General features: G+C 69.7%; 17 protein-coding genes. 11 read left to right on the top strand and 6 right to left on the bottom strand.

Annotated features, from left to right (window positions below; genetic code table 11):
• The first annotated feature begins 469 nt into the window (after positions 1-469).
• Both gltB and ACWF7A_RS34060 read left to right on the top strand, forming a co-directional pair.
• Positions 470-4,993 (top strand): glutamate synthase large subunit, encoded by a 4,524-nt coding sequence (gltB, locus tag ACWF7A_RS34055; protein ID WP_452254616.1) that lies wholly within the window; start codon positions 470-472, stop codon positions 4,991-4,993.
• Positions 4,986-6,491 carry a glutamate synthase subunit beta gene (locus ACWF7A_RS34060; protein WP_452254617.1) on the top strand — a complete coding sequence of 502 codons (1,506 nt, stop codon included), beginning with the start codon at positions 4,986-4,988 and terminating at the stop codon, positions 6,489-6,491. The genes gltB and ACWF7A_RS34060 overlap by 8 nt, the downstream gene beginning before the upstream one ends.
• Positions 6,492-6,609: 118 nt before the next feature.
• Here the strand turns inward: ACWF7A_RS34060 and ACWF7A_RS34065 are convergent, their stop codons facing one another.
• Positions 6,610-8,685: a toll/interleukin-1 receptor domain-containing protein gene (locus ACWF7A_RS34065; protein ID WP_452254618.1), complete on the bottom strand. Its 2,076-nt coding sequence runs from the start codon at positions 8,683-8,685 to the stop codon at positions 6,610-6,612.
• A 250-nt stretch (positions 8,686-8,935) separates the two neighbouring features.
• Between ACWF7A_RS34065 and ACWF7A_RS34070 the strand changes: the two genes are divergently transcribed.
• The 4 genes from ACWF7A_RS34070 to ACWF7A_RS34085 all read left to right on the top strand — a co-directional run bounded on the left by ACWF7A_RS34070 (position 8,936) and on the right by ACWF7A_RS34085 (position 12,231).
• Complete coding sequence (locus tag ACWF7A_RS34070; RefSeq protein WP_452254619.1) at positions 8,936-9,256, top strand: hypothetical protein; 321 nt, start codon at positions 8,936-8,938, stop codon at positions 9,254-9,256.
• Between the two features lie 59 nt (positions 9,257-9,315).
• Positions 9,316-9,888: a carbonic anhydrase gene (locus tag ACWF7A_RS34075; protein ID WP_452254620.1), complete on the top strand. Its 573-nt coding sequence runs from the start codon at positions 9,316-9,318 to the stop codon at positions 9,886-9,888.
• Positions 9,889-9,901: 13 nt separating this feature from the next.
• Positions 9,902-11,230 (top strand): SulP family inorganic anion transporter, encoded by a 1,329-nt coding sequence (locus tag ACWF7A_RS34080; protein WP_452254621.1) that lies wholly within the window; start codon positions 9,902-9,904, stop codon positions 11,228-11,230.
• Positions 11,231-11,418: 188 nt separating this feature from the next.
• Positions 11,419-12,231, top strand: a complete 813-nt coding sequence (locus ACWF7A_RS34085; RefSeq protein WP_452254622.1) for a DNA/RNA non-specific endonuclease — start codon at positions 11,419-11,421, stop codon at positions 12,229-12,231.
• Positions 12,232-12,247: 16 nt separating this feature from the next.
• On the opposite strand, the gene ACWF7A_RS34090 is transcribed toward ACWF7A_RS34085, so the two are convergent.
• Both ACWF7A_RS34090 and ACWF7A_RS34095 read right to left on the bottom strand, forming a co-directional pair.
• Entirely contained in the window at positions 12,248-15,112 is a 2,865-nt protein-coding gene (locus ACWF7A_RS34090; RefSeq protein ID WP_452254623.1) for an NACHT domain-containing protein, read from the bottom strand.
• Between the two features lie 80 nt (positions 15,113-15,192).
• Positions 15,193-17,112 (bottom strand): helicase-associated domain-containing protein, encoded by a 1,920-nt coding sequence (locus tag ACWF7A_RS34095; RefSeq protein ID WP_452254624.1) that lies wholly within the window; start codon positions 17,110-17,112, stop codon positions 15,193-15,195.
• Between the two features lie 76 nt (positions 17,113-17,188).
• On the opposite strand from ACWF7A_RS34095, the gene ACWF7A_RS34100 reads away from it, so the two are divergent.
• Positions 17,189-17,836, top strand: coding sequence for a DUF2461 domain-containing protein (locus ACWF7A_RS34100; RefSeq protein WP_452254625.1), 648 nt, complete (start codon positions 17,189-17,191; stop codon positions 17,834-17,836).
• Here the strand turns inward: ACWF7A_RS34100 and ACWF7A_RS34105 are convergent.
• Entirely contained in the window at positions 17,784-18,128 is a 345-nt protein-coding gene (locus ACWF7A_RS34105) for a VanZ family protein (RefSeq protein WP_452254626.1), read from the bottom strand. The two genes, ACWF7A_RS34100 and ACWF7A_RS34105, sit on opposite strands and share 53 nt — an antisense overlap.
• A 64-nt stretch (positions 18,129-18,192) precedes the next feature.
• Between ACWF7A_RS34105 and pyk the strand changes: the two genes are divergently transcribed.
• The 3 genes from pyk (at position 18,193) to ACWF7A_RS34120 (ending at position 21,206) form a co-directional block, all read left to right on the top strand.
• Positions 18,193-19,617: a pyruvate kinase gene (pyk, locus tag ACWF7A_RS34110; RefSeq protein ID WP_452254627.1), complete on the top strand. Its 1,425-nt coding sequence runs from the start codon at positions 18,193-18,195 to the stop codon at positions 19,615-19,617.
• A 99-nt stretch (positions 19,618-19,716) separates the two neighbouring features.
• The gene (gene tesB / locus ACWF7A_RS34115; RefSeq protein ID WP_452254628.1) at positions 19,717-20,625 is read left to right on the top strand and encodes an acyl-CoA thioesterase II; all 909 of its coding nucleotides are present in this window, start codon (positions 19,717-19,719) and stop codon (positions 20,623-20,625) included.
• A 56-nt stretch (positions 20,626-20,681) separates the two neighbouring features.
• Entirely contained in the window at positions 20,682-21,206 is a 525-nt protein-coding gene (locus ACWF7A_RS34120; RefSeq protein ID WP_452254629.1) for a Uma2 family endonuclease, read from the top strand.
• Here ACWF7A_RS34120 and ACWF7A_RS34125 read toward each other — a convergent pair.
• Complete coding sequence (locus ACWF7A_RS34125) at positions 21,181-21,705, bottom strand: Lrp/AsnC family transcriptional regulator (RefSeq protein ID WP_452254630.1); 525 nt, start codon at positions 21,703-21,705, stop codon at positions 21,181-21,183. The genes ACWF7A_RS34120 and ACWF7A_RS34125 overlap by 26 nt on opposite strands.
• 60 nt (positions 21,706-21,765) lie before the next feature.
• Between ACWF7A_RS34125 and ACWF7A_RS34130 the strand changes: the two genes are divergently transcribed.
• Positions 21,766-22,359, top strand: coding sequence for a LysE family translocator (locus ACWF7A_RS34130; protein ID WP_452254631.1), 594 nt, complete (start codon positions 21,766-21,768; stop codon positions 22,357-22,359).
• On the opposite strand, the gene ACWF7A_RS34135 is transcribed toward ACWF7A_RS34130, so the two are convergent.
• The gene (locus ACWF7A_RS34135) at positions 22,342-22,644 is read right to left on the bottom strand and encodes a DUF2218 domain-containing protein (RefSeq protein WP_189158634.1); all 303 of its coding nucleotides are present in this window, start codon (positions 22,642-22,644) and stop codon (positions 22,342-22,344) included. The two genes, ACWF7A_RS34130 and ACWF7A_RS34135, sit on opposite strands and share 18 nt — an antisense overlap.
• Positions 22,645-22,756: the final 112 nt, after the last annotated feature.

The following is a 22,756-nucleotide window of genomic DNA, read 5'->3' on the forward strand; positions in this document are numbered from 1 at the left end:
CGCTCTCCCCACATGCGGCCGTGGGGTGAACGGGGCCTCGGTCTCGTTTGGTGGGGAACAACCGTGATCTGCCCGAATGGACGGTGCGGCAGGGCCGGGTTCCGGTGACGTGAGCGTCCGCTAACTGGGACGGCAGGCGTCTGAGCAGCAAGAACGGTGAAGTACCCGGCTCAACCAGTGGCAAACCGGGAATGTCGCGCAACTCTCATCGGGCTGGCCCGAGTTGAACGTTCGGTTACGCTTACCCGGTTGTAACGAACGCCGACGTTGGCCGCAATGTCGTTCCTCAGCCGGGAATCGTTACACATCCATGACCTAGATCACCCATTGGAGGGTGTCCCTGGGTTTCGCGGCTGTTAAAGTCGCGTCAACACGCGGGCCATCGTCGTCCCGTGCTCCCACCTGTTGGTTCGAGGTCTGAGCACGAGGACTTTGTTCTTTAGCGAGGACGACGAAGGAGGTCTGCGAAGTGATCTTCTCCGCCATCCCCGGCCCCCAGGGTCTTTACGACCCGGCTGATGAGCGCGACGCCTGTGGTGTCGCCATGGTGGCCGACATCCAGGGCAGGCGTTCCCACGGCATCGTCGTCGATGCCCTGACAGCGCTGGCGAACCTGGAGCACCGGGGTGCCGCCGGCGCCGAGCCCACGTCGGGCGACGGTGCTGGCATTCTTCTGCAGCTGCCGGACGAGTTCCTGCGCGCTGTCGTCGAGTTCGACCTGCCCGAGCGCGGGCAGTACGCGGCGGGCATCGCCTTCCTGCCGTTTGAAGCCGAAGAACGCGCCACCGCGATGCAGGAGATCGAGCGCATCGCGGAACAGGAGGGCCTCGTCGTCCTCGGCTGGCGTGACGTCCCGACCGACCCGGAGAAGGCCGACGTCGGCCCGACCGCGATGTCGGTGGCGCCGCACTTCGCGCAGCTCTTCGTGAAGGGCACCCGCGAGGAGTCCGGGATCGCCCTGGACCGCCTGGCCTTCTGCCTGCGCAAGCGCGTGGAGCACGAGGGCAGCGTCTACTTCCCATCGCTGTCGGCGCGCACGATCGTCTACAAGGGAATGCTGACGACCGCGCAGCTGCCGGCGTTCTTCCCCGACCTGCACGACGAGCGCCTCTTCACGGCGATCGCGTTGGTGCACAGTCGTTTCTCCACGAACACCTTCCCGTCGTGGCCGCTCGCGCACCCGTTCCGGTTCGTCGCGCACAACGGTGAGATCAACACCGTCCGCGGCAACCGCAACCGCATGCGCGCCCGCGAGGCGTTGCTGGACAGCGAGCTCATCCCGGGCGACCTCGCCCGGCTGTTCCCGATCTGCAACCCGGACGGCTCGGACTCGGCGTCGTTCGACGAGGTGCTGGAGCTGCTGCACCTCGGCGGCCGCAGCCTTCCGCACGCGGTGCTGATGATGATCCCCGAGGCGTGGGAGAACCACGCCACGATGGACCCGAAGCGCCGCGCGTTCTACCAGTTCCACGCGTCGCTGATGGAACCGTGGGACGGCCCGGCCTGTGTCACGTTCACCGACGGCACGCTCGTCGGCGCGGTCCTCGACCGCAACGGCCTGCGCCCCGCCCGCTGGTGGCAGACCGCGGACGGCCGCGTCGTCCTCGCGTCCGAGACCGGTGTGCTCGACGTGCCGTCCGACCAGGTCGTCGCGAAGGGCCGCCTGCAGCCCGGCCGCATGTTCCTCGTGGACACGGCCGAGGGCCGCATCGTCGACGACGAGGAGTTCAAGTCGGGCCTCGCCTCGGAGTCGCCCTACGACGAGTGGCTGCACGCCGGCCTGCTCGACCTCGCCGACCTGTCGGACCGCGAGCACGTCGTGCAGAGCCACGAGTCCGTCGTGCGCCGCCAGCTCACCTTCGGCTACACCGAGGAGGAGCTGCGGATCCTGCTCACGCCCATGTCGATCATGGGCATGGAGCCGCTGGCCTCGATGGGCACGGACACCCCGGTCGCGGCGCTCAGCCAGCGCTCCCGGCTGCTCTACGACTACTTCGTGCAGAACTTCGCGCAGGTCACGAACCCGCCGCTGGACGCGATCCGCGAAGAGATCGTCACGTCCGTCAAGCGCGTGATGGGCCCGGAGCAGAACCTGCTCGACCCCGGCCCGGTCTCGTGCCGCCACGTGACGCTCGACTACCCGGTCATCGACAACGACGAGCTCGCCAAGCTCATCCACATCAACGACGACGGCGACCTGCCGGGCTTCGCCTGCACCGTCCTGTCCGGACTGTACGAAGTGGACGGTGGCGGCGAGGCGCTGACGGCCGCGATCGAGCGCGTGCGTCGCGAGGCGTCGGAGGCCATCGCGAACGGCGCTCGCACGCTGGTGCTGTCGGACCGCGACTCCGACCACCGCATGGCGCCGATCCCGTCGCTGCTGCTCGTCTCCTCGGTGCACCACCACCTGGTGCGCACCAAGGAACGCCTGCGCGTCGCGCTCGTCGTCGAGTCCGGTGACTGCCGCGAGGTCCACCACGTCGCCGCCCTGCTGAGCTACGGCGCCGCAGCGGTCAACCCGTACCTCGCGTTCGAGACGATCGAGGACCTGATCAGCCAGGGCGCCATCACCGGCGTGCCCGCGCACAAGGCCGTGCGCAACTACGTCAAGGCGCTCGTCAAGGGCGTTCTGAAGATCATGTCGAAGATGGGCATCTCGACGGTCGGCGCCTACACCGCGGCGCAGATCTTCGAGGCCGTCGGCCTGTCGAACGACCTGCTCGACGAGTACTTCACCGGCACGCAGTCGAAGCTCGGTGGCGCCGGCCTGGACGTGCTCGCCGAAGAGGTCGCGGTGCGTCACCGCCGCGCTTTCCCGGACAACCCGACCGACCGCGCGCACCGCAGGCTCGAAGTCGGTGGCGAGTACTCGTACCGCCGCGAGGGCGAGCTGCACCTGTTCACGCCGGAGACGGTGTTCCTGCTGCAGCACGCCACGAAGACGCGCAAGGAAGAGGTCTTCCGCCAGTACACGGCGGAGGTCGAGCGCATCTCCCGGCAGGGCGGCACGTTGCGCGGGCTGTTCAAGTTCCGCAACGAGGGCCGCACGCCGATTCCGATCGACGAGGTCGAGCCCGTCAGCTCGATCGTCAAGCGCTTCAACACCGGCGCCATGTCGTACGGCTCGATCTCGGCCGAGGCGCACGAGACCCTCGCCATCGCGATGAACCGCCTCGGCGGCCGGTCGAACAGCGGTGAGGGCGGCGAGGACCGCGAGCGCCTGTACGACCCGGAGCGCCGCTCCGCGGTCAAGCAGGTCGCGAGTGGACGGTTCGGCGTCACGAGCGAGTACCTCGTGAACTCCACGGACATCCAGATCAAGATGGCGCAGGGTGCCAAGCCCGGCGAGGGTGGTCAGCTGCCCGGCTTCAAGGTCTACCCGTGGGTCGCGCGCACCCGGCACTCCACGCCGGGTGTCGGTCTGATCTCGCCGCCGCCGCACCACGACATCTACTCGATCGAGGATCTGGCGCAACTCATCCACGATCTGAAGAACGCGAACGAGCAGGCGCGGGTTCACGTGAAGCTCGTCTCGTCCATCGGCGTCGGCACCGTCGCCGCCGGTGTGGCGAAGGCGCACGCGGACGTCGTGCTGATCTCGGGCTACGACGGCGGCACCGGTGCCTCGCCGATGAACTCGCTGAAGCACGCGGGAACGCCCTGGGAGATCGGCCTGGCCGAGACCCAGCAGACGTTGCTGCTCAACGGGTTGCGCGACCGCATCACCGTCCAGGTCGACGGCGCGATGCGCACCGGCCGTGACGTCGTGGTCGCCGCCCTGCTCGGCGCCGAGGAGTTCGGCTTCGCCACGGCACCGCTGATCGTCGCGGGCTGCGTGATGATGCGCGTCTGCCACCTGGACACGTGCCCGGTCGGCGTCGCCACGCAGAACCCCGACCTGCGCGCCCGCTACACCGGTCAGGCCGACCACGTCGTGAACTTCTTCGAGTTCATCGCGCAGGAGGCCCGCGAGATCCTGGCCGAGCTCGGTTTCCGCACGATCGACGAGGCCGTCGGTCACGCGGAGCTGCTCGACAAGGACGACGCGATCGAGCACTGGAAGACCGCGGGCCTGAACCTGGACCCCGTCTTCGAGGTGCCCGAGACCCCGTACCCGACGGCGAAGCGCAAGATCCGCGACCAGGACCACGGCCTCGACAAGGCCCTGGACCGCACGCTGATCCAGCTCGCCGAGGCGGCGCTGGAGGACGCGCACAAGGTCACCCTCGAACTGCCGGTCCGCAACGTCAACCGCACGGTCGGCACGCTGCTCGGCGCCGAGGTCACCCGCCGCTTCGGCGGCGAGGGCCTGGAGGACGACACGATCCACGTGAAGCTGACCGGCTCGGCCGGCCAGTCGCTCGGCGCGTTCCTGCCGCGCGGCATCACGCTGGAGATGGTCGGCGACGCGAACGACTACGTCGGCAAGGGCCTGTCCGGCGGGCGGATCATCGTCCGGCCGCACGACGACGCCCCGTTCCGCGCCGAGCAGCAGGTGATCGCGGGCAACGTGATCGGCTACGGCGCGACCTCCGGTGAGGTCTTCCTGCGCGGCCGGGTCGGCGAACGCTTCTGCGTCCGCAACTCCGGCGCGCTGCTGGTGGCCGAGGGCGTGGGCGACCACGCGTTCGAGTACATGACCGGCGGCCGGGCAGTGGTGCTCGGGCCGACCGGGCGCAACGTCGCGGCCGGCATGTCCGGCGGCATCGCGTACGTGCTGGACCTGGATCCCCTGTCGGTGAACCAGGAGATGGTGAATCTGCAGCGCCTCAGCGCCGAGGACCTGCGTTGGCTCAAGGACGCGGTCACCAAGCACCACGACGCGACCGGTTCCGCCGTCGCCGCGTCGCTGCTCGGTGACTGGACCCGTCGGGCCGGTGCGTTCACGAAGGTCATGCCCGGCGACTACCAGCGCGTTCTCGAGGCCATGCGCCTCGCGCGCGCCGAAGGCCGGGACGTTGACGCGGCTGTCATGGAGGCGTCTCGTGGCTGATCCACAGGGTTTTATGAAGCACACCCGCTCCGACGCGCCGAAGCGTCCGAAGCCGGAACGCTTGCAGGACTGGAACGAGGTCTACCTCCACGAGGAGCCGGCCGAACGCAACGCCGCCGTGCGCACGCAGGCGACGCGGTGCATGGACTGCGGCATTCCCTTCTGCCACAGCGGAACGGCGGGCTGTCCGCTCGGGAACCTCATCCCCGAGTGGAACGACCTGGTGCGCCGCGGCGACTGGGAGCTCGCCTCGGACCGCCTGCACGCCACCAACAACTTCCCGGAGTTCACGGGCCGGTTGTGCCCGGCGCCGTGTGAGGCCGCCTGCGTGCTGTCGATCTCGCACGACGCGGGTGGCGCCGTCGCGATCAAGCGCGTCGAGGAGACCATCGCGGACATGTCGTGGGAGAACGGCTACGTGCAGCCGTCCCAGGCGACGGTGTCCTCGGGCAAGCGCGTCGCGGTCGTCGGTTCCGGTCCCGCCGGGCTCGCCGCCGCGCAGCAGTTGACCCGCGCGGGCCACGAGGTCGTCGTGTACGAACGCGACGACCGCCTCGGCGGGCTGCTGCGGTACGGCATCCCCGAGTTCAAGATGGAGAAGAAGGTCCTCGACCGCAGGCTCTCCCAGCTGCGCAAGGAGGGCACGAAGTTCGTCACGGGCTGCGAGGTCGGCGTCGACGTCACCGTCGAGCAGCTGCGGGCGGAGTTCGACTCGGTCGTGCTCGCCGTGGGCGCGCTGCGCGGTCGTGACGACAAGACGACCCCGGGACGTGAGCTCAAGGGTGTGCACCTCGCGATGGACCACCTGGTCCCCGCGAACCGCGCGGTCGAGGGGGACGGCCCGTCGTCGTTCTCGGCCCACGGCAAGCACGTCATCGTCATCGGTGGTGGCGACACGGGCGCCGACTGCTACGGCACCGCGACCCGGGAGGGCGCGCTGTCCGTGACGCAGCTCGACCAGTACCCGATGCCGCCGTCGGTGCGTGACGACGACCGCTCGCCGTGGCCGGTGTGGCCGCACATCCTCCGCACGTACCCCGCGCACGAGGAGGCCGGCGAACGCCGCTTCACCGTGGCGGTCAAGCGCTTCGTCGGTGACGAGGACGGGCACGTGCGGTTCATCGAACTGCAGCAGGTGCGCGTCGAGAAGGACTCGTCCGGCCGCCGTTCGGTCGTGCCGCTGACCGACGAGGTCGAGGTCCTGCCCGCGGACATGGTGCTGCTGGCGATCGGCTTCGAGGGCGTCGAGCACATGCGGCTCCTGGACGACCTGGGCATCTCGCTGACCCAGCGCGGCACTATCTCGTGCGGCTCCGACTGGCAGACGAGCGCGCCCGGCGTGTTCGTCTGCGGGGACGCCCACCGCGGCGCTTCCCTGGTGGTGTGGGCGATCGCCGAGGGGCGGTCCGTGGCGAACGCCGTGGACAGGTTCCTCACGGGTTCCTCGAACCTGCCTTCGCCCGTCATCCCGAACCAGCTTCCGCTCGCTGTGGTCTGACAACGGCGTTCGACCTGCGGAGAGCAGCATGACGCCCCGCGTGACAACGACGTCGCGCGGGGCGTTCGCCTTTCCCGGGGTGAGCTCGTGCGAGTGGACGAGCGGGCTCGGTCCGGCATCACCCGCCAGCCGGCGCACAGGTGTCGCGGTAGGCGAGCTCCGGCAGGTACCGCTGCCACTCGACCCGGCTCAGGCCGCCGGACGCGACCTGGCAGGCACGGGCGAACGACCCGGGCGACCTCTCCCCGAACGACCTGTGCAACGTGGTGGCCAGTTCGGCGTTCGTGTCCGAGCCTGGCGCCAGCGAGTGCGCGGCCAGACCGAGCCGCAACGCCAGCTGTGGCGAGGAGTCGCGCGCGACCTGCGCCTGCACGACGAGCGCGCGCGCCGTTGCCCGGTCGCGTTCGACGCCGGCGACGTGCCACTGGACCGCCGCCAGTCCCGCCGCGCCGATCGCCGCCACCAGGAACACCGCCAGCCAGCTGATCGTGCGCCTGCGTTCGCGCCGTCGTTCTGATTGCAGCGCGAGGATTCTGCCGCGGCTCACGGTCAGGAACCGGCGGGCGTCGGGGGAGAGGTCGTCGTCGGCCACCAGCGGTGAGACGGCGGCGAACGTGTCCTCGTTGAGCAGCAGGTGGTCCGCGCGTTCACCCTCGATCCACTGAGAGGCGTCGAGCTCGACGGACTGGGCGGCACGCAGGCCGGTCTGCCGTTCGTCGATCGCGCCCCGCAGCGGCAACCACTCGGTGAACAACGCCTCGTGCGCCACGCCGATCCAGCGGCCCTGCTGGTCGCCGCTCGCGGTGAGCAGGCGGTGCCGGACGAACACCTCGAGCGCGTCGCGGGCCCTCTCGTCGAGCTGGGCGAGGCTGACGCGCTTGCGGGTGGGCCTGCCGGTGTGGTCGAGCGTGGCGAGGGCCGCGAGCCGGGCGAGCAGGTCCTCCTTGCCCATCCCGGTCTCCGCGACGGCGCTGTCGAGCACGTCGTCGGCGTGGCGGGCCAGCGCGCCGTGCACGCCGCCGAGGTGCTCGTACCGTTCGCTGGACAGCGTGCCGCCGCGGGGCACGCCCATCGCCAGGTGCTGCAACGTGAACGCGAGCAACGGCAGCGCCTCGCCGCTCGCCGTGTCCTCGACCAGCCGCGCGACGAGCTCCGGGTGCACCTTGAGCCCGGCCACGCGGGCCGGGCCGGTGATCACGACGTTGAGCACCTCCCTCGCCAGCGGCGCCAGCACGTAGCCGCCGAGGTGCACGCCGCCGAGCTCGGGCAGCTTGCGGAGCTCGTCGAGGAACTCCGACCGCAGCGTGAGGATCACCCGCACGTTGTCCCCGAGCGCGTCCCTGAGCAGGTTCGCGACGACCTGGCGGTCCTTCTCGGGGGAGCGGGTGAAGAGCTCCTCGGCCTGGTCGATCGTGATCAGCAGCCTGCGGTCCTCGTCCACGAGCTCCTGGGCGACGCCGCGCAGCCCGTCGAGGACGAGCCGGTCCTTGGTCTCGGCGAGCGTCCAGCCGAGGCCGACGCGTCCGGCGGTCTTGCGGACCGCGCGGGCGAGCGCGTCGAACGGGTCGTTGCCCGGCAACCACGGCGGCATGACGAGCCAGCGCGGGTCGTCCGCGAGCTGGGCCAGCAGACCGGCCCGCACGAGCGACGACTTGCCGCAGCCGGACGGGCCGACGACGGCGAGGAGACCGGGACCGCGGCGCACCTTGCGGGCCAGCGCGCGGGTCTCCGCGTCACGGCCGAAGAACACCGCGCTCAGCGCCGTGCTGAACGCGTCCAGGCCGGGGAACGGCTCCTGGTCCTTCGCGAGCTTGCGGCCACCGGCGTCGAACTGCCGCAGCGCCTTCTCGAGGTGCGTGCGGGCGGTGGCGTGCGGGATGTGGTTGAGGTGCCCGATCAACGGGTGGATGACGCCGTCGAGCTGGACGGGCAGCAGCAGGCACCCCAGGGCGTCCGCGATGGCGACCTCGGCGGTGCACCAGCTCGACACGACCGATGCCTCGCTGACGACGCAGACGACCGCATCGGCCTTGCGCAACTCGTGGTGCAAACGCTCGCGCCACGCTTCACCTACCTGAATCCCGTCATCGGGGTGAACTTCCAGGAAAGTTTCGTGGTCGTGGTCGAGCCAGTCACGGATCTGTGTCGCGATCGCCACATTCTGCGTCGCGTGGCTGATGAAAACCCTCGCCACGACAGCCTCCTTTGGCATTCGGTCACCGATTGTGCAGAACTGGCAGGGATCGGTGGCCGGTTGTCCACTAATTGGCTCATCTCCAACGCGGCAGGACCACTCTCCGCATACGTACGTTTCCGTGAAACCGGAAACCCTTTCGGGTGAAACTTGTGTGTGATGCGGGCGAAGTCAGTCTCGTATATCGCGAAGGTTGTCCACTTCGGGCGAAACTGATAGCTGTAGATCAACTCAGTCGGGGGGTGTCCGCATGCGCAGTGTTCTTCTGGCTGTCGTCGTCGCCCTGTGCGCGGTGCTGACCCCGGCCGTGTCGACCGCGTCGATCGGCGCGCCGCCGCCGAAGTCGAAGACCTCTGCCCCCAAGGAAGAAGCTCCGCGCGAGGAACGCGAACCGAGCCGGCTGCGCATCCTCAGCGCCGCCGCGACGGTGCTGCGCGTCTCGACCGTCGCGAGGCCCAGCGAAGTGGCGTTCTTCCCGCCCCGCTCGGTCGCCGGTGTCACCCTCATCTCCTCCGCCGAACCAATAGTGGTCTGGCGCACACCTCCCGCGTTGCAGGTGTTCCGCAACTGATCGGTCCCTCTCTCCCCGATCGAAACCGAACACCTTTTCCTACGCAGTGAGGGATTCCCATGGACTTCCATCGCTTTGTTCAGCATGCCCGCGCACACGCCGCGTCGCGTTCCCGCGCACTCGGCCGCAGGCTCGCCGCAGGTCAGCAACCCACCACGATGTTCATCACGTGCGCCGATTCGCGCATCGTGACGGCCGCGATCACGGGCGCCGAGCCCGGTTCGTTGTTCGAGCTCCGCACCGCGGGCAACGTGATCCCGCCCTATTCGCTCACCACGCCGTCCAGCGAGATGGCCACGATCGAGTTCGCGGTGCTGCAGCTCGGCGTCAGCGAGATCGTCGTCTGCGGCCACTCGCACTGCGGTGCGGTCGGCGCGTTGAACGGTGGCGGCATCGACCACCTGCCCGCGATGCGCGGCTGGCTGCGTCCCGGGCAGCCGCGTCAGGCGTCCGGTCCGGCGATGCGCCCGGAAGGCCAGGAGCACGTGCGCGCCCAGCTGGAGGTCCTGCTGGCGTACCCGTTCGTGGCCGAGAAGGTCGCCGCGGGGTCGTTGCGCGTCCACGGCTGGTTCTACGACATCGAGACCGGCGAGGTCTCCGCGTGTGCCGAGCACGCTTTCCTTCCGCTGTAGGGGTTCCGACGTGATGAAGAAGTACTGGACCGATCTCGGCGCATCGGTCGTCGTGTTCCTCGTGGCGTTGCCGCTGTGCGTGGGCGTGGCGGTGGCGTCCGGGGTGCCGGCCGAGCTCGGCATCGTGACCGGCGTGGTCGGCGGCATCGTCGTCGGCCTGCTGCCGGGCAGCACGATGCAGGTGAGCGGACCGGCCGCCGGGCTGACGGTGCTGGTGGCGGATGCCGTCAGCCGGCACGGGATCCAGGCGCTGGGTGTGATCGTGCTCGGCGCGGGCCTGCTGCAGGTGCTGCTGGGCTTACTGAGGTGCGGGCGGTGGTTCCGCGCGATCTCGCCGTCCGTCGTTCAGGGCATGCTCGCGGGCATCGGGCTCGTGCTGATCTTCGGTCAGCTGAAGCACCTGGTCGTCTCACCGGTCGCGGTGGCGCTCGGCCTGGGCACCGTGCTCATCATGGTGCTGTGGCAGCGAACGCCGATGCGCGTGGTGCCCGGCATCCTCGTGGGAGTGGTCGTGTGCACCGCGGTGGCGGCGGTGTTCGCGCTGGAGGTCGACAAGATCACGGTCGGCACGCTGTCGGCCGACGTGCACCTGCCGGACTTCTCGTTGCTCGACACAGGGGTCGTCGGCACGGCCGTGGTGTTCGCCCTCGTCGCCTCGGCCGAGTCGATGTTCAGCGCGGCCGCGGTCGACCGCATGCACACCGGTCCGCGCACGCAGTACAACAAGGAACTGGTCGCGCAGGGCGCCGGCAACACGATCTGCGGCCTGCTCGGTGCGTTGCCGATGACGGCGGTGATCGTGCGCAGCTCGGCGAACGTCAACGCCGGCGCCCGGACGAAGGCGTCGCGGGTGCTGCACGGCGTGTGGCTGCTGCTGTTCGTGGTGCTGCTGCCGGGCCTGCTCACGCTGATCCCGGTCGCCGTGCTGGCGGCCGTGCTGGTGCACGCCGGGTGGAAGCTGCTGGGCCTGCGCGAGGTGGTCGCGCTGTGGCGCACCGACAGGGCCGAGAGCCTCATCTTCGTCCTGACGGCCGGTCTCATCGTGGCGACCGACCTCCTGACGGGCACCGTCGCCGGTCTGCTGGCCGCGGTCGTCAAGACGGCCTGGGACGTCTCCCGGCTCCAGGTGACCGTGACGCCGGAGGGGGTGGCGTTGCGCGGCAACGCGACGTTCCTGAAGCTCCCGGTGCTGCTCGACCAGCTCGACCGGGTGGACCGGGAGCACGTCCGGATGGACCTGAGCGAGGTCAGGCACCTCGACCAGGCCTGCGGGCAGGCGATCGACCAGTGGGTCGACGAGTCGCGCAAGGCGGGCAGGACGGTCGACCTCGTCGGCCGGTAGGAAAAGGCGCCGCGACCGTGGGGCGCGGTCGCGGCGCCTCTCGTTCAGGTGGTCATCAGTGGTTCGCGATCGCCGCCGACGGGAAACTCGTCGAGAAGAGCTGATGAACACTGGGCCGTTCGGGTGCATGCGGCTAACGGCCCTGTGGGAGATGTCGACCCTGCAGATGAACCAGTAGGGGGCGACACATGACCAGTGCGGGATTCGACGCGAAGTTCCTCGGCACCGCTGCCGGGACGCCCGTCCTGACCGAGTCGGGCGCGGCCGACGCGGTCGAGCTCGACGGCTCCACCACGATCGACTACACGCACTTCTCGCTCGCGATGAGCAAGTCGCGCAAGTTCGCGAGCTGGGTCGCGTGGAACATCGACGGCGGCGAGATGAAGGCGCTGAGCCGCAGCAACATCCCGTTCGTCAAGGACAAGCGCGTCCCGGCCGAGTTCCAGACCGGAGACGAGCTCTACCGCGACAACCGGCTCGACCGCGGCCACCTCGCCCGCCGCGCCGACCTGTGCTGGGGCCCGAAGGCCGAGGCGCAGAAGGCGAACAGGGACTCGTTCTTCTTCACGAACATCACGCCGCAGATGGACGACTTCAACCAGAGCACCAAGGAAGGCCTCTGGGGCCGGCTCGAGGACGCGGTGCTCGCGGACGTCGACGTCGACAACCTCAAGGTCAGCGTCTACGGCGGGCCGGTCTTCAACGCCGACGACAGGGTGTTCCGCGGCGTCGCGATCCCGCGCGAGTTCTACAAGGCGATCGCGTTCGTGGTCGACGGCGAGCTGCGCTGCAGCGCGTTCCTGCTCACGCAGAACATCGTCCTGGCCGAGGCTCTCGACCTGGACGAGTTCCGGGTGTTCCAGGTGTCGCTGACCGAGATCGAGAAGCGGGTGAGCTTCACCTTCCCGGCCGAGCTGCACGCCGCCGACACGGCGTCGGTGCAGCTGCTGGAGGACACCGAACGCAGGCCGCTCGACAGCCTCGACGACATCCAGTGGTGACGCCGGCTGAACGGCGTCACGTCGTGATGCGCACCCCGGGCAGCTGACCGCGCAGCTCCTCGAGCCGCGCGAGCGACTCCGGCTGGTGCACCACGAGGTGTTCCAGCGCCGGCAGGACGCGCAGGTCGTCCGTCGCCGGCACACCGAACACCTCCAGCGACGTGATGGTCGGCCACCGCTCCAGCCCCGCCAGCGGGTAGGGCGGGCGGTGGTCGATCGCCAGCTCGCGCAACGCGGGCAGGCCAGGCAACGCGCCCAGCCCGTCGTCGGTGGCCGAGTCGCGGATCTGCAGGCGCCGCACCGCACCGCCCTCCAGCGACCCCAGGTCGACCCGGCTGAAGTGCAGGTGCAGCTCGCCGAGGTCCTTCACCGGCGTGAGGTCGATCCGTCCGAGCGGCCGGCACCGGCTCAGGTGCAGCTCCTCGAGCGACCGCGACCGGGCGAGCGGCGAGAGGTCGCGCATCACCTCGTTCTGCCACAGCTCCAGCCGGTGCAGCGACGGCATGGCGCCCAACGGGTCCAGCGGGTCGATGTTGCCGATGCACCGCACGTACCGCAGCTTCTCCAGGTGCATGATGAACTGGATCCGGTGCCAGCCGCGGACGTCCACCCGCCGGTCACCGAAGTCCACTTCGGACAGAACGGACCGGGCGTACTTCTCCGCGTCCGGCGTGTTCCGCCACGCCCGCAGCAGCTCGTCGATCACCATCGCGTGGTCCACGGCCACGAACTCCGCGATCCGCTCCCACGCGCCCTCGCCGCCGATGTTGGCCAGCGTCCGCACGATGTAGGCGGCCTCGTCGGACGCCTCGGGGCCCGGCAGCAGGTCCACCACGAACGACCCGGCCTCGGACAGCGCGTCGGCGTGCGCGAAGCTCGTCGGCGGGATGAGCGACGCCGCCGCGGCCGTCACCTGGGCACGGGCGCTCTCCGGTTCGATCACGTCGGCCTGGTCGAGGCACGCCAGCGCGAGCAGCCGCAGCTTGTCCCGGCCGCGCTCGTCCTTGCGCGTGTCGTCGTTGCCCGCCAGCAGGTCCATCAGCACGCGGGCCCGTTCGCGCGGACGGGCGTGCGCGACCGCCATCACCACCACGTCGTGCCACTCGTCGAGATGTGCCCTGTCCACCAACAGGTTCAGGTCGCCCGCGTCCACGACCTCCTTGGCCGCCAGGTAGTCCCGGAACGTCCGGTGCACGAACTGCACGCGTTCCGACGACACCTCCCGCAGCAGCCCGGCCCGTTCGAGCAACCGCTGCATCGCCTCGTCGGGGTCGATGTCGTGCGACCGCAGCCCGCGCATCGCGTTCCCGAGCCGGTGCACGGCCTCCTCACGTGGCACCATCAGCTCGCGGTTGCGCACCAGCGAGTACGCGAACCGTTGCAGCAGAACGAGCTGCTCCTCCTTGGAGAACGACGGCAGCGCGAGCCCGCGGTCCTCGTCCCACCGCACCAGCAGCAGGTCCAGGGCGGCCTCGTACAACGAGCGGCGGTCGCGCGGCAGGTGCATGTTCCGGTCCTGGTGCAACGCGCACAACAACCCCGCCAGCAACGGGCTCGACGCCAGCCGCCGCAGGTCCGGACGCTTCGCGAGCGTCGCCACCAGCCGTGCCTCGCACTCGGTGAGCCACACCCGTGCGTCCCGCGTCAGCCCCGGTTCGTCGCTGGCGGCGGTGTGCCAGGCCTCCACGAAGTCGCGCACGCCCTTGTCGCTCAACGGCAACAGGTCGAACGCGGCGAAGTCGAGGTCCTCCAGCCAGTCCTCCGGCACCGCGGCCGGGCGGGTCGTGATCGCGTACCGGGCGTCCGGGTAGGCCTTGACCAGCTTCTCGAGCCACAGCCGCGCCTCGGCCCGCCGTTCCTGCACCAGCTCGTCCACGCCGTCGACCAGGACGACCGCGCGGCCCTCCTTGAGCCGCGCGGTGACCCACCCCGGCGGCTTCTCCTCGTCGATCATCGAGGCGGTCGGCGCGATGAACTCCTCCGGCTTCGGCAGCGTCGTGCACTGCCGCAGCGGCACGAAGAACGGCACGAGCCCGAGCCACTCGTCGCCCGAGGTCCGCGTCTCGCCCAGCGCGTTCATCGCGAGCCAGCGCAGGAACGTCGTCTTGCCCGCGCCCGCGCCGCCCCTGACCAGGACCCGCGGCGTGTCCGCGAGCGCCGCCGCGACCGGCAGCCCGGCGCCGGTCAGCTCGTCGGTCTCCCCGACCCGCGCCACCGCCAGTGACACGTACGACGTGTCGAACGACTGCCGCCGCGGCGCCCGTCCGCGCGAGACCCCGAACAGCTCCAGCCCGCCCAGCGCGTGCACGACCTGCTCGGCGTAGCGGTCCTCGAAGTCCCGGTGTGACGCGGTGAGCGCCAGTTGCCGCTGGTCCGCGAGCCGTGCCACGGCATCGGCGGTCGCGCGGCCCATCCGGTACATCTCCACCGCGAGCCGCCGCGCGTACTCCGGTTGCGACCACACCAGTTCCACGACCGCGACGCACACCCGCAGCAGCAACGCGTCGTAGACCGCCGTCGCCTGGTCCGACAGCCCCGCCGCCCGCCGGATCGCCTGCGACTTCGCGAGAACGTGGGCCCGCAACGACTCGGGCGTCAGCATGATCCGCAGCGCCTCGTCCGGGCGCAACGGCAGCGCGGCCTCGATGGATTCGCGCACCGCGTCCACGGCGGCCTGCCACTCGTGGTCCTCGACGGTGCTCAGCTCACCACGCGCGAGCTCGGAGCTGACCCGCTCCACCAGCGGCCCCGGCCTGGTCAGCTCTCGCCGGCGCTTCTTGTCCCTGGCGCCCTTGTGCACGACGTCGAAGAGACCGAGCAGCACGCGCTCCAGCACGGTCTCCAGCACCATCAGCAGTCCGGCGGAAAACGGATCGGCCACGCGTCCAGTATCAGCACGTGATCACCGGCCACCGCGGGACTTCACCAGCTGTTCATCCGGGCCGGACCACTCGCACCGCGTCACTGCGGCAGGGCGACCTTGCGGACGTGCCCGAGGTCGAACTCCCGGCTCGTGCCGTCCTCGCAGTCCGCGCTCAGCACCCCTTCGAGGTGCTTGGTCGGCACGACGACGTGCGTCTCGGTCAGGCGCGGCCCGCTCGCGTACTCGATCTCGACGCGGCTCCCATCGACCAGCGCCGACGACAGCAGCACCACCTCTTCGTCGCGCAGGAAGACGTTCTGGTCGCGCAACATCCGCGCCGCGTTGGCCCGCGGGGTGCCACGGCCCGCGCTCGGCCGTTCCTGCTCCACCAGCCGGACCGCGAGCTGGGCCAGTTCCAGGTCGTCGAGCTCGGTCCGCCACCACTGCTCGGAGCGTCGTTCACCACGGGCCGCGGCGCGCAGCCGTCCGACGGTCTCCACAACGGACCTGTCGTCGGCGTCCAGGCCGGTCGGCGCGTACCCGCAGCGGCGCAACGCCGTGAGCGTGTCGGCCATCGGCTGCGCCGACGCCAGCACCGTCGGCGCGAGGAACCGCAGCTTCAGCGACCCGAGCCGCTTCGACTTCGCGATCTCCTGCAACAACAGGGGATCCGTGGCCCGGACGCAGCTCGCCACGTCCGTCACCGTCAGCTGCCCGTGCCGCCGCGCCACGTCCCGCACCTGGTACTCGATCACCTGCGGTAACGCGGCCTCCGACACGGCGGCCAGCCTCGCGAGCACCTCGTCGGCGGACAGCCCCGAGTCGAGTGCGCGCCGCACCGACCCGGCGGACAGCCGCCACACCCGTGCCGCGTCGTTGTCCTCCAGGTCCGCCACCAGGTTCAGCGTCGCGCTCAGCTCCGGCGACGGCAGACCGTTCACCACCGCGGTCATGTCCGTCTGGAACGCGGCCTTCTCCGTCGCCGGCGGCATCAACTCGCTCGCGGCGGCGTCGACATCGCCGTCGTGCAGCACCGCCACCCCCAGCGGTGTGAGCGCGCCCCCGGCCACCAGGCCCAGCGACTCCATCTCACCGATCACCGCCGCCGTCGCCCGCACGTCGTGCACACCGGGACGGCCCCAGGCGAGGTCCTCGACCAGTTCGGCGGTGCTGGTGAAGGCCTCCTCGGCGGAGAACCGCTCCAGCGCGCTGCGCCGCAGCACCAGCCCCGCCGCACCCGTGTAGTCGCGCAACGCCGCCCGCGCCAGGTCCGGCTCCGGCCGCCAGTCCATCCGCCGCCACGCCGCGACCAGCGCGGACAACCGCAGCCCCGGCGGGGAGCCGAGCCACTCGTCACCCTGCCTGGTCGGCAGCAGCCGGGACCGTTCCACGCCGAGCAACTGCGCCTCCACCGCGAGCTCCAGCCAGAGCCGCAGCACCCCGTCCGCGACCCGCAGGGCCCGTGCGACCCGCCGGATCTCCACGGTCGCCACGCCACCGGTGTAGCGGGCGTCGAAGTTGTCCTGCTCGCAGTGCGCCAGCAGTCGCGCCACACCGTCCACGATGGACATCGCGGCCACGATGGGGGAGACCTCGGACGCCCTGCGCCTGCCGGGGGTCTTCGGCCGCAACGTCAGCTGCCCCTGCGTCGCCCCGGTCGCCCGCACCGAGTTCACCGCGACGAGCCGCGCCCCCTCCGGCCACGCCAGCGCCCGCTTCTTCAGCTCGCCGAACGCCCGCTCGAAGTCGCCGACCGAGCACCGCAGCTCGGCGCACACCGTGTCGATCGTGCCGGTGTTCCCCTGCGTCACGATCGCCCCGAGCACGTCGAGCGCGCCCTGGTCCAGCGTGTCCTCGGCCGCGTGCACCGAGTCGGAGTCGGTCAGCTGGGTCGCGAGGTCCTTCACCGTGCGGATGTAGCGGTCCGCGACGTCGCGGCGGTGCAGGAGGATCGCGGCCACCTCGTCCGGCCCGAGTTGGAGGAGCCAGGTCGCGAGCGCGTTGATACGGCGTGGCATTCGTCGGATTATGGTCCCGATTGTGTGTCCTCAAACGAATTTTCACGCACATGGGCGATCGGCCTAGGCTGACTCGGTGACGTTCAGCGGTTTCGGCGAGTACGCCATCGACTTCTACGACGGCCTGGTTCTGGACAACTCGAAGGCGTACTGGGACGACAACAAGGAGACCTACCTGCGCGACGTGCGGGCCCCCATGGAGGCCCTGCTGCTCGCGCTGGAGAAGGAGTTCGGCGAGGGCAAGGTGTTCCGCCCGTACCGCGACGTGCGGTTCGCCAAGGACAAGACGCCGTACAAGGACCACTGCGGCGGTGTGATCGAGAAGGGCCGCGGCGGCGGCGCGTACTACGTGCAGCTCAGCCCCGAGGGCCTGATGACCGGCGGCGGGTCGTTCCACATGCAGTCGGACCAGCTGGCGCGCTACCGGGCGTCCGTGGACGCGCACGGGATCCTGCTGCGCAAGATCGTGGACAAGCTGGTGCGGCAGGGGTGGACGCTCGCCGGTGACGTGATGAGGTCGAAGCCGCGCGGGTTCGCGGACGACCACCCGCACCTCGACCTGCTGCGGCACCGGTCGATCTACGTGCGCAAGGTGTGGGAGCCGGACGACGTGCTGCACGAGCCGGGGTGTCTCGACAGGGTGCGGAAGTCCTGGAGGCAGCTCAAGGACTTCAACTCGTGGTGCGAGGACCACGTCGGCGTGAGCGAACAACCGAGGCGATAGCCCAGCCCAGGCCGATCCCGAGCACGTCCACCAGTGCGTCGAGCACGTCCCCGCTGCGGTGGAGCGGCGTGATCAGCTGCTGCAGAACCTCCGAAACGCCTGCGTACAGCACCAGCCACAGCAAAACGCGAGGAATCTTCGCGTACAGTCCGGTGAAGGCGAGCAGGGCGAACAGCAGGGTGTGGACCACCTTGTCCGTGCCGGGTGGCGAGCTCGGCACACCTGACTCGGGGGTGAACAACACGACGACGCTGAGCGACACCGCGATCACGAACGGAAGTACTCGACCCATTGTCAGAACATTACTGAGTGGTAGTTCGGGATCGGTCCAGGAACGGGGTCTACTCTCTCTACACGTGAGTCGACGCGCAAAGATCGTCTGTACCCTCGGTCCCGCCACTGGCACGCCGGAAAAGGTCCGTGACCTGGTAGCGGCCGGTATGGACGTGGCCAGGATGAACTTCAGCCACGGCAGCCATGCCGACCACAAGCAGGTCTACGACATGGTCCGCGCGGCAGCCGACGAGTCCGGCCGCGCCGTGGGCATCCTCGCCGACCTCCAGGGCCCCAAGATCCGCCTCGGCCGTTTCGCCGCGGGTCCGGTCGACTGGAACACCGGCGACGTCGTCCGCGTCACCGTCGAGGACGTCGAGGGCACGCATGACCGCGTGTCGACGACGTACAAGGAGCTCGCGAAGGACGCCAAGGTCGGCGACCGCCTGCTCGTGGACGACGGCAAGGTCGGCCTCGTGGTCGTCGACGTCGAAGGTTCCGACGTCGTGTGCGAGGTCACCGAGGGCGGACCCGTCAGCAACAACAAGGGCCTCTCGCTGCCCGGCATGGACGTCTCCGTGCCGGCGCTGTCGGAGAAGGACATCGAGGACCTCGAGTTCGCGCTCTCGCTGGGTGTGGACTTCATCGCACTGTCGTTCGTGCGTTCGCCCGCGGACATCGACCTGGTCCACCAGGTCATGGACCGCAACGGCGGCAAGCGGCTCCCGGTGATCGCGAAGATCGAGAAGCCGGAGGCCGTCGACAACCTCGAGGCCATCGTCCTCGCCTTCGACGGCGTCATGGTCGCCCGTGGTGACCTGGGCGTCGAGCTGCCGCTGGAGCACGTGCCGCTCGTGCAGAAGCGGGCGATCCAGATCGCCCGCGAGAACGCCAAGCCGGTCATCGTGGCGACCCAGATGCTCGACTCGATGATCACGAACTCCCGCCCGACCCGCGCCGAGACGTCCGACGTCGCGAACGCGGTGCTCGACGGCGCGGACGCCCTGATGCTGTCGGGTGAGACCTCGGTCGGCCGCTACGCCATCGAGTCCGTGCAGACCATGGGCCGCATCATCGAGGCCGTCGAGACCGAGTCGGTCGTCGTGCCGCCGCTGACGCACGTCCCGCGCACCAAGCGCGGCGTGATCTCCTACGCGGCCCGCGACATCGGCGAGCGCCTCAACGCGAAGGCCCTGGTCGCGTTCACGCAGTCCGGCGACACGGTCCGCCGTCTCGCTCGCCTGCACACGCACCTGCCGCTGCTCGCCTTCACGCCGGAGCCCTCGGTCCGCTCGCAGCTGTCGCTGACGTGGGGCACCGAGACGTTCCTGGTCCCGAAGGTGGAGTCCACCGACGAGATGGTCCGCCAGGTGGACGTGGCCATGATCGAGATCGGCCGCTACTCGGCCGGTGACCTCATGGTCGTCGTCGCGGGCTCGCCTCCCGGCACCATCGGCTCGACCAACCTCATCCGGGTGCACCGCCTGGGCGAGGACGACCACGCCTGAGTGCTCTGACTCTCAGGTCTGTCGTGACGGCGGCCCTGCTCCCGCATACTGGGGGAGCAGGGCCGTTTGCCTTGCAGGATCTCGAGGAGTGTTGCTGCCGTGACTGAGGCCGCCCGTGCCGCCGCTTCGAGCCCGTCGGGCCTGAGTGGACAATCCGCAGTGGACGACCTGGTCGCGTTGCTGGACCTGGAACGCATCGAGGAGAACATCTACCGGGGCGTGTCCCCGGCCGAGTCCCCGGTGCGCGTCTTCGGTGGCCAGGTCGCGGGGCAGGCGTTGGTGGCCGCCGGCCGCACCGTCCCGGCCGAGCGACGGGTGCACTCGCTGCACTCGTACTTCATCCGCCCCGGCGACCCGCGCGTGCCGATCGTCTACGAGGTCGACCGCATCCGCGACGGCCGCTCGTTCACGACCCGCCGCGTCGTCGCCGTGCAGCACGGCAAGGCGATCTTCGCCCTGTCCGCGTCCTTCCAGCTGGAGGAGCAGGGCAACGAGCACTCGTCGGCCATGCCCGAGGTGCCGGACCCGGAGTCGCTGCCGACGTGGAGCGAGTCCGCCAAGACCTATCCGCTGGTGAACCTGAAGTTCCCGCGCCCCATCGACGTCCGGTACGTGACCGAGCCGCCGTGGGAGTCGCGTGAGGACGGTCCCGGCGAGGCCGCGTCGCAGGTGTGGATGAAGGCCGACGGCAAGCTGCCGGACGACCCGATGCTGCACCTGTGCGTGATGACGTACGCCTCGGACATGACGTTGCTGGACGGGGTTCTGGCGAAGCACGGGGTTTATTGGGGGCTGGACAAGGTTCTCGGGGCTTCGCTGGACCACGCGATGTGGTTCCACCGGCCTTTCCGGGCCGACGAGTGGTTGTTGTACGACACCGCTTCGCCTTCTGCCTCCGGGAATCGGGGGCTGGCTACCGGGCGGTTCTTCACGCAGGACGGGCACCTGGTGGCGACCGTGGTGCAGGAGGGGCTGATCCGGGTGATCAAGCCTTCGCCCGGGGAATGAGTTCGCACCCTTGAGTGATCAAGGGCCGTGCCCGGTCAGTCGATGACCAGAGCGTGATGACGACGCTGGCCGGGTACGACGCGATGTCCGTGGACGACTGCAAGCGGCACGAGATCGTCGGCGGCGAGCTCGTGGAGATGCCGGGGCGGCCCATCAGGCACCAACGCGCTCTCCTGGTGCTCATGCGCATGCTGCTCGACCAGCTGCCGGACCACCTCGACGTGCTGCACTCCTTCGACGTCCTGCTCAAGGCCGGCCCCTGGCCGCTCCTGCGCAAGCCGGACCTCGTGGTGACCCGGGACCTGCGCGACGACGTGACCCGGTTCGACGCCAAGGACGTGCCGCTCGTCGTCGAGATCATGTCCGAGGAGTCGGAGCACGTCGACCTCGCGGTGAAGCTGCGCGAGTACGCCGCGGCCGGGATCCCGAACTACTGGATCGTCGCGCTCGACGACCCGGCGAGCATGGCCGCGTACGCGCTCGCGGACGGCCGGTACGAGCTCGCCACCGCCGCCAGCAGGACGATCGACGTGATGCGGCCGTCGCCGATGACCATCAACTTGGATGAGCTGATCCGCTAGCCCGGCGGCGCCGGGTCGGGCGCAGGGTCGCGGGCGGCGTCAGGGCCCTGGTCTCCACGCGCTCCAGCACCACGGACGACGTCAGGTTCCTGACCTCGGTCCGGGAGGCGATCTTGTCCATCAGGAACGCCTGCAGGTGCGCGGAGCCGGCGACGGCGATGTGGATCAGGAAGTCGGCCTGGCCGGAGACGTGGAAGATCGACCGTGTCTCCGGCTGCGCCATCACGAACGCGCGGAAGCCGGCCACCACCAGGCGGGTGTGCGGGCGCACGTTCACCGAGATCACGGCTTCGAGGGGCAGGCCTGTGGTGGCGGGGTCCACCACGGCGTGGCACCCGGTGATCACGCCGAGGTCGCGCAGGCGGCGGACGCGTTGCAGGCACGACGAGGGCGCCAGGCCCACGATGTCCGCCAGCGTCCTGTTCGGCAGCGTCGCGTCGTTCTGCAACTCCTCCAGGATGTGCCAGTCGACCGAATCCAGTTCGGCTTGTTCGCGCATAACCGAACATCGTACTGACCTGCTGGAACGCACACGAACGAAGCGCAGACGATCTGCGGCATGCACATCGCGTGGACGTCGTTCCTGCTGGCACTCGTGGTGATCACGGTCGTGCCCGGTCCCGACTTCGTTCTGGTCATGGGGAACGCGGTCAGGAGCCTCCGCAAAGGCGTCGAGGCGGCACTCGGTGTGCTCACCGGGCTGCTGATCCACGGGACGCTCGCGACGCTCGGGCTGTCCGCGCTCGTGGCGGCGGCGCCGACGGCGTTGTTCGTCGTCAAGGCGATCGGCGCGGTCTACCTCGCCTACATCGGTGTCATGACGCTGAAGTCGGCCAGCAAGCCGATCGAGGAACAGCCCCGGCAGAAGAACGTGTTCCTGCGCGGCATGTTGTGCGACCTGTTGAACCCCAAGGTGATGCTCACGTTCCTGAGCCTCATCCCGCAGGCGATGGACCCGAACGCCGCGCCGCTGCCCCAGGCGGCGATGCTCAGTGCCGTCACGGTCGGCGTGTTCGCGGTGTTCTGGGTCATCGTGGTGCCGTCCGCGCGTCAGCTCGGCAGGCTGCTGAGCAGGCCCAAGACCCGCGCGGTGTTCGAGCGGGTCTGTGGGACCGCTCTCATCGGGCTCGCGGCGTCAGTTCTCGCTACCTGAGTCCCACGTGACGGACAGCTCGTCGCGCGTGCCGAACCGGACCAGGTGCCGTTCCACGACATCGCGCAGCCGGGCCACGTCCTCCTCCGACGTGCACACCACGCGCATGATCAGCGCGTCGTCGGCGGCCTCGAACTCCGCCAGGCCCGCGGAGAAGCGGACGAAACCGCGGGTGTCCTCCCAGGACCCCTCGAGGTCCTTGGCCGTGAAGTGCTTCACCAGCTGCGATCCGTACCTCGGGGCACGGTCGGTCGCCGAGCGTCCCACGCTCGTGAATTCCGTCATGAAGCCAACTTACGCCTAGCAATACGTACCGGCACGTGACGCGGTTCACCTGGCAAAACGGAGTCTGAGAACACCCTGTGACGTCTCGCGCAAAGCCGGAGAACACGGCAGG

This window comes from Lentzea sp. NPDC055074 (genome assembly GCF_053608005.1).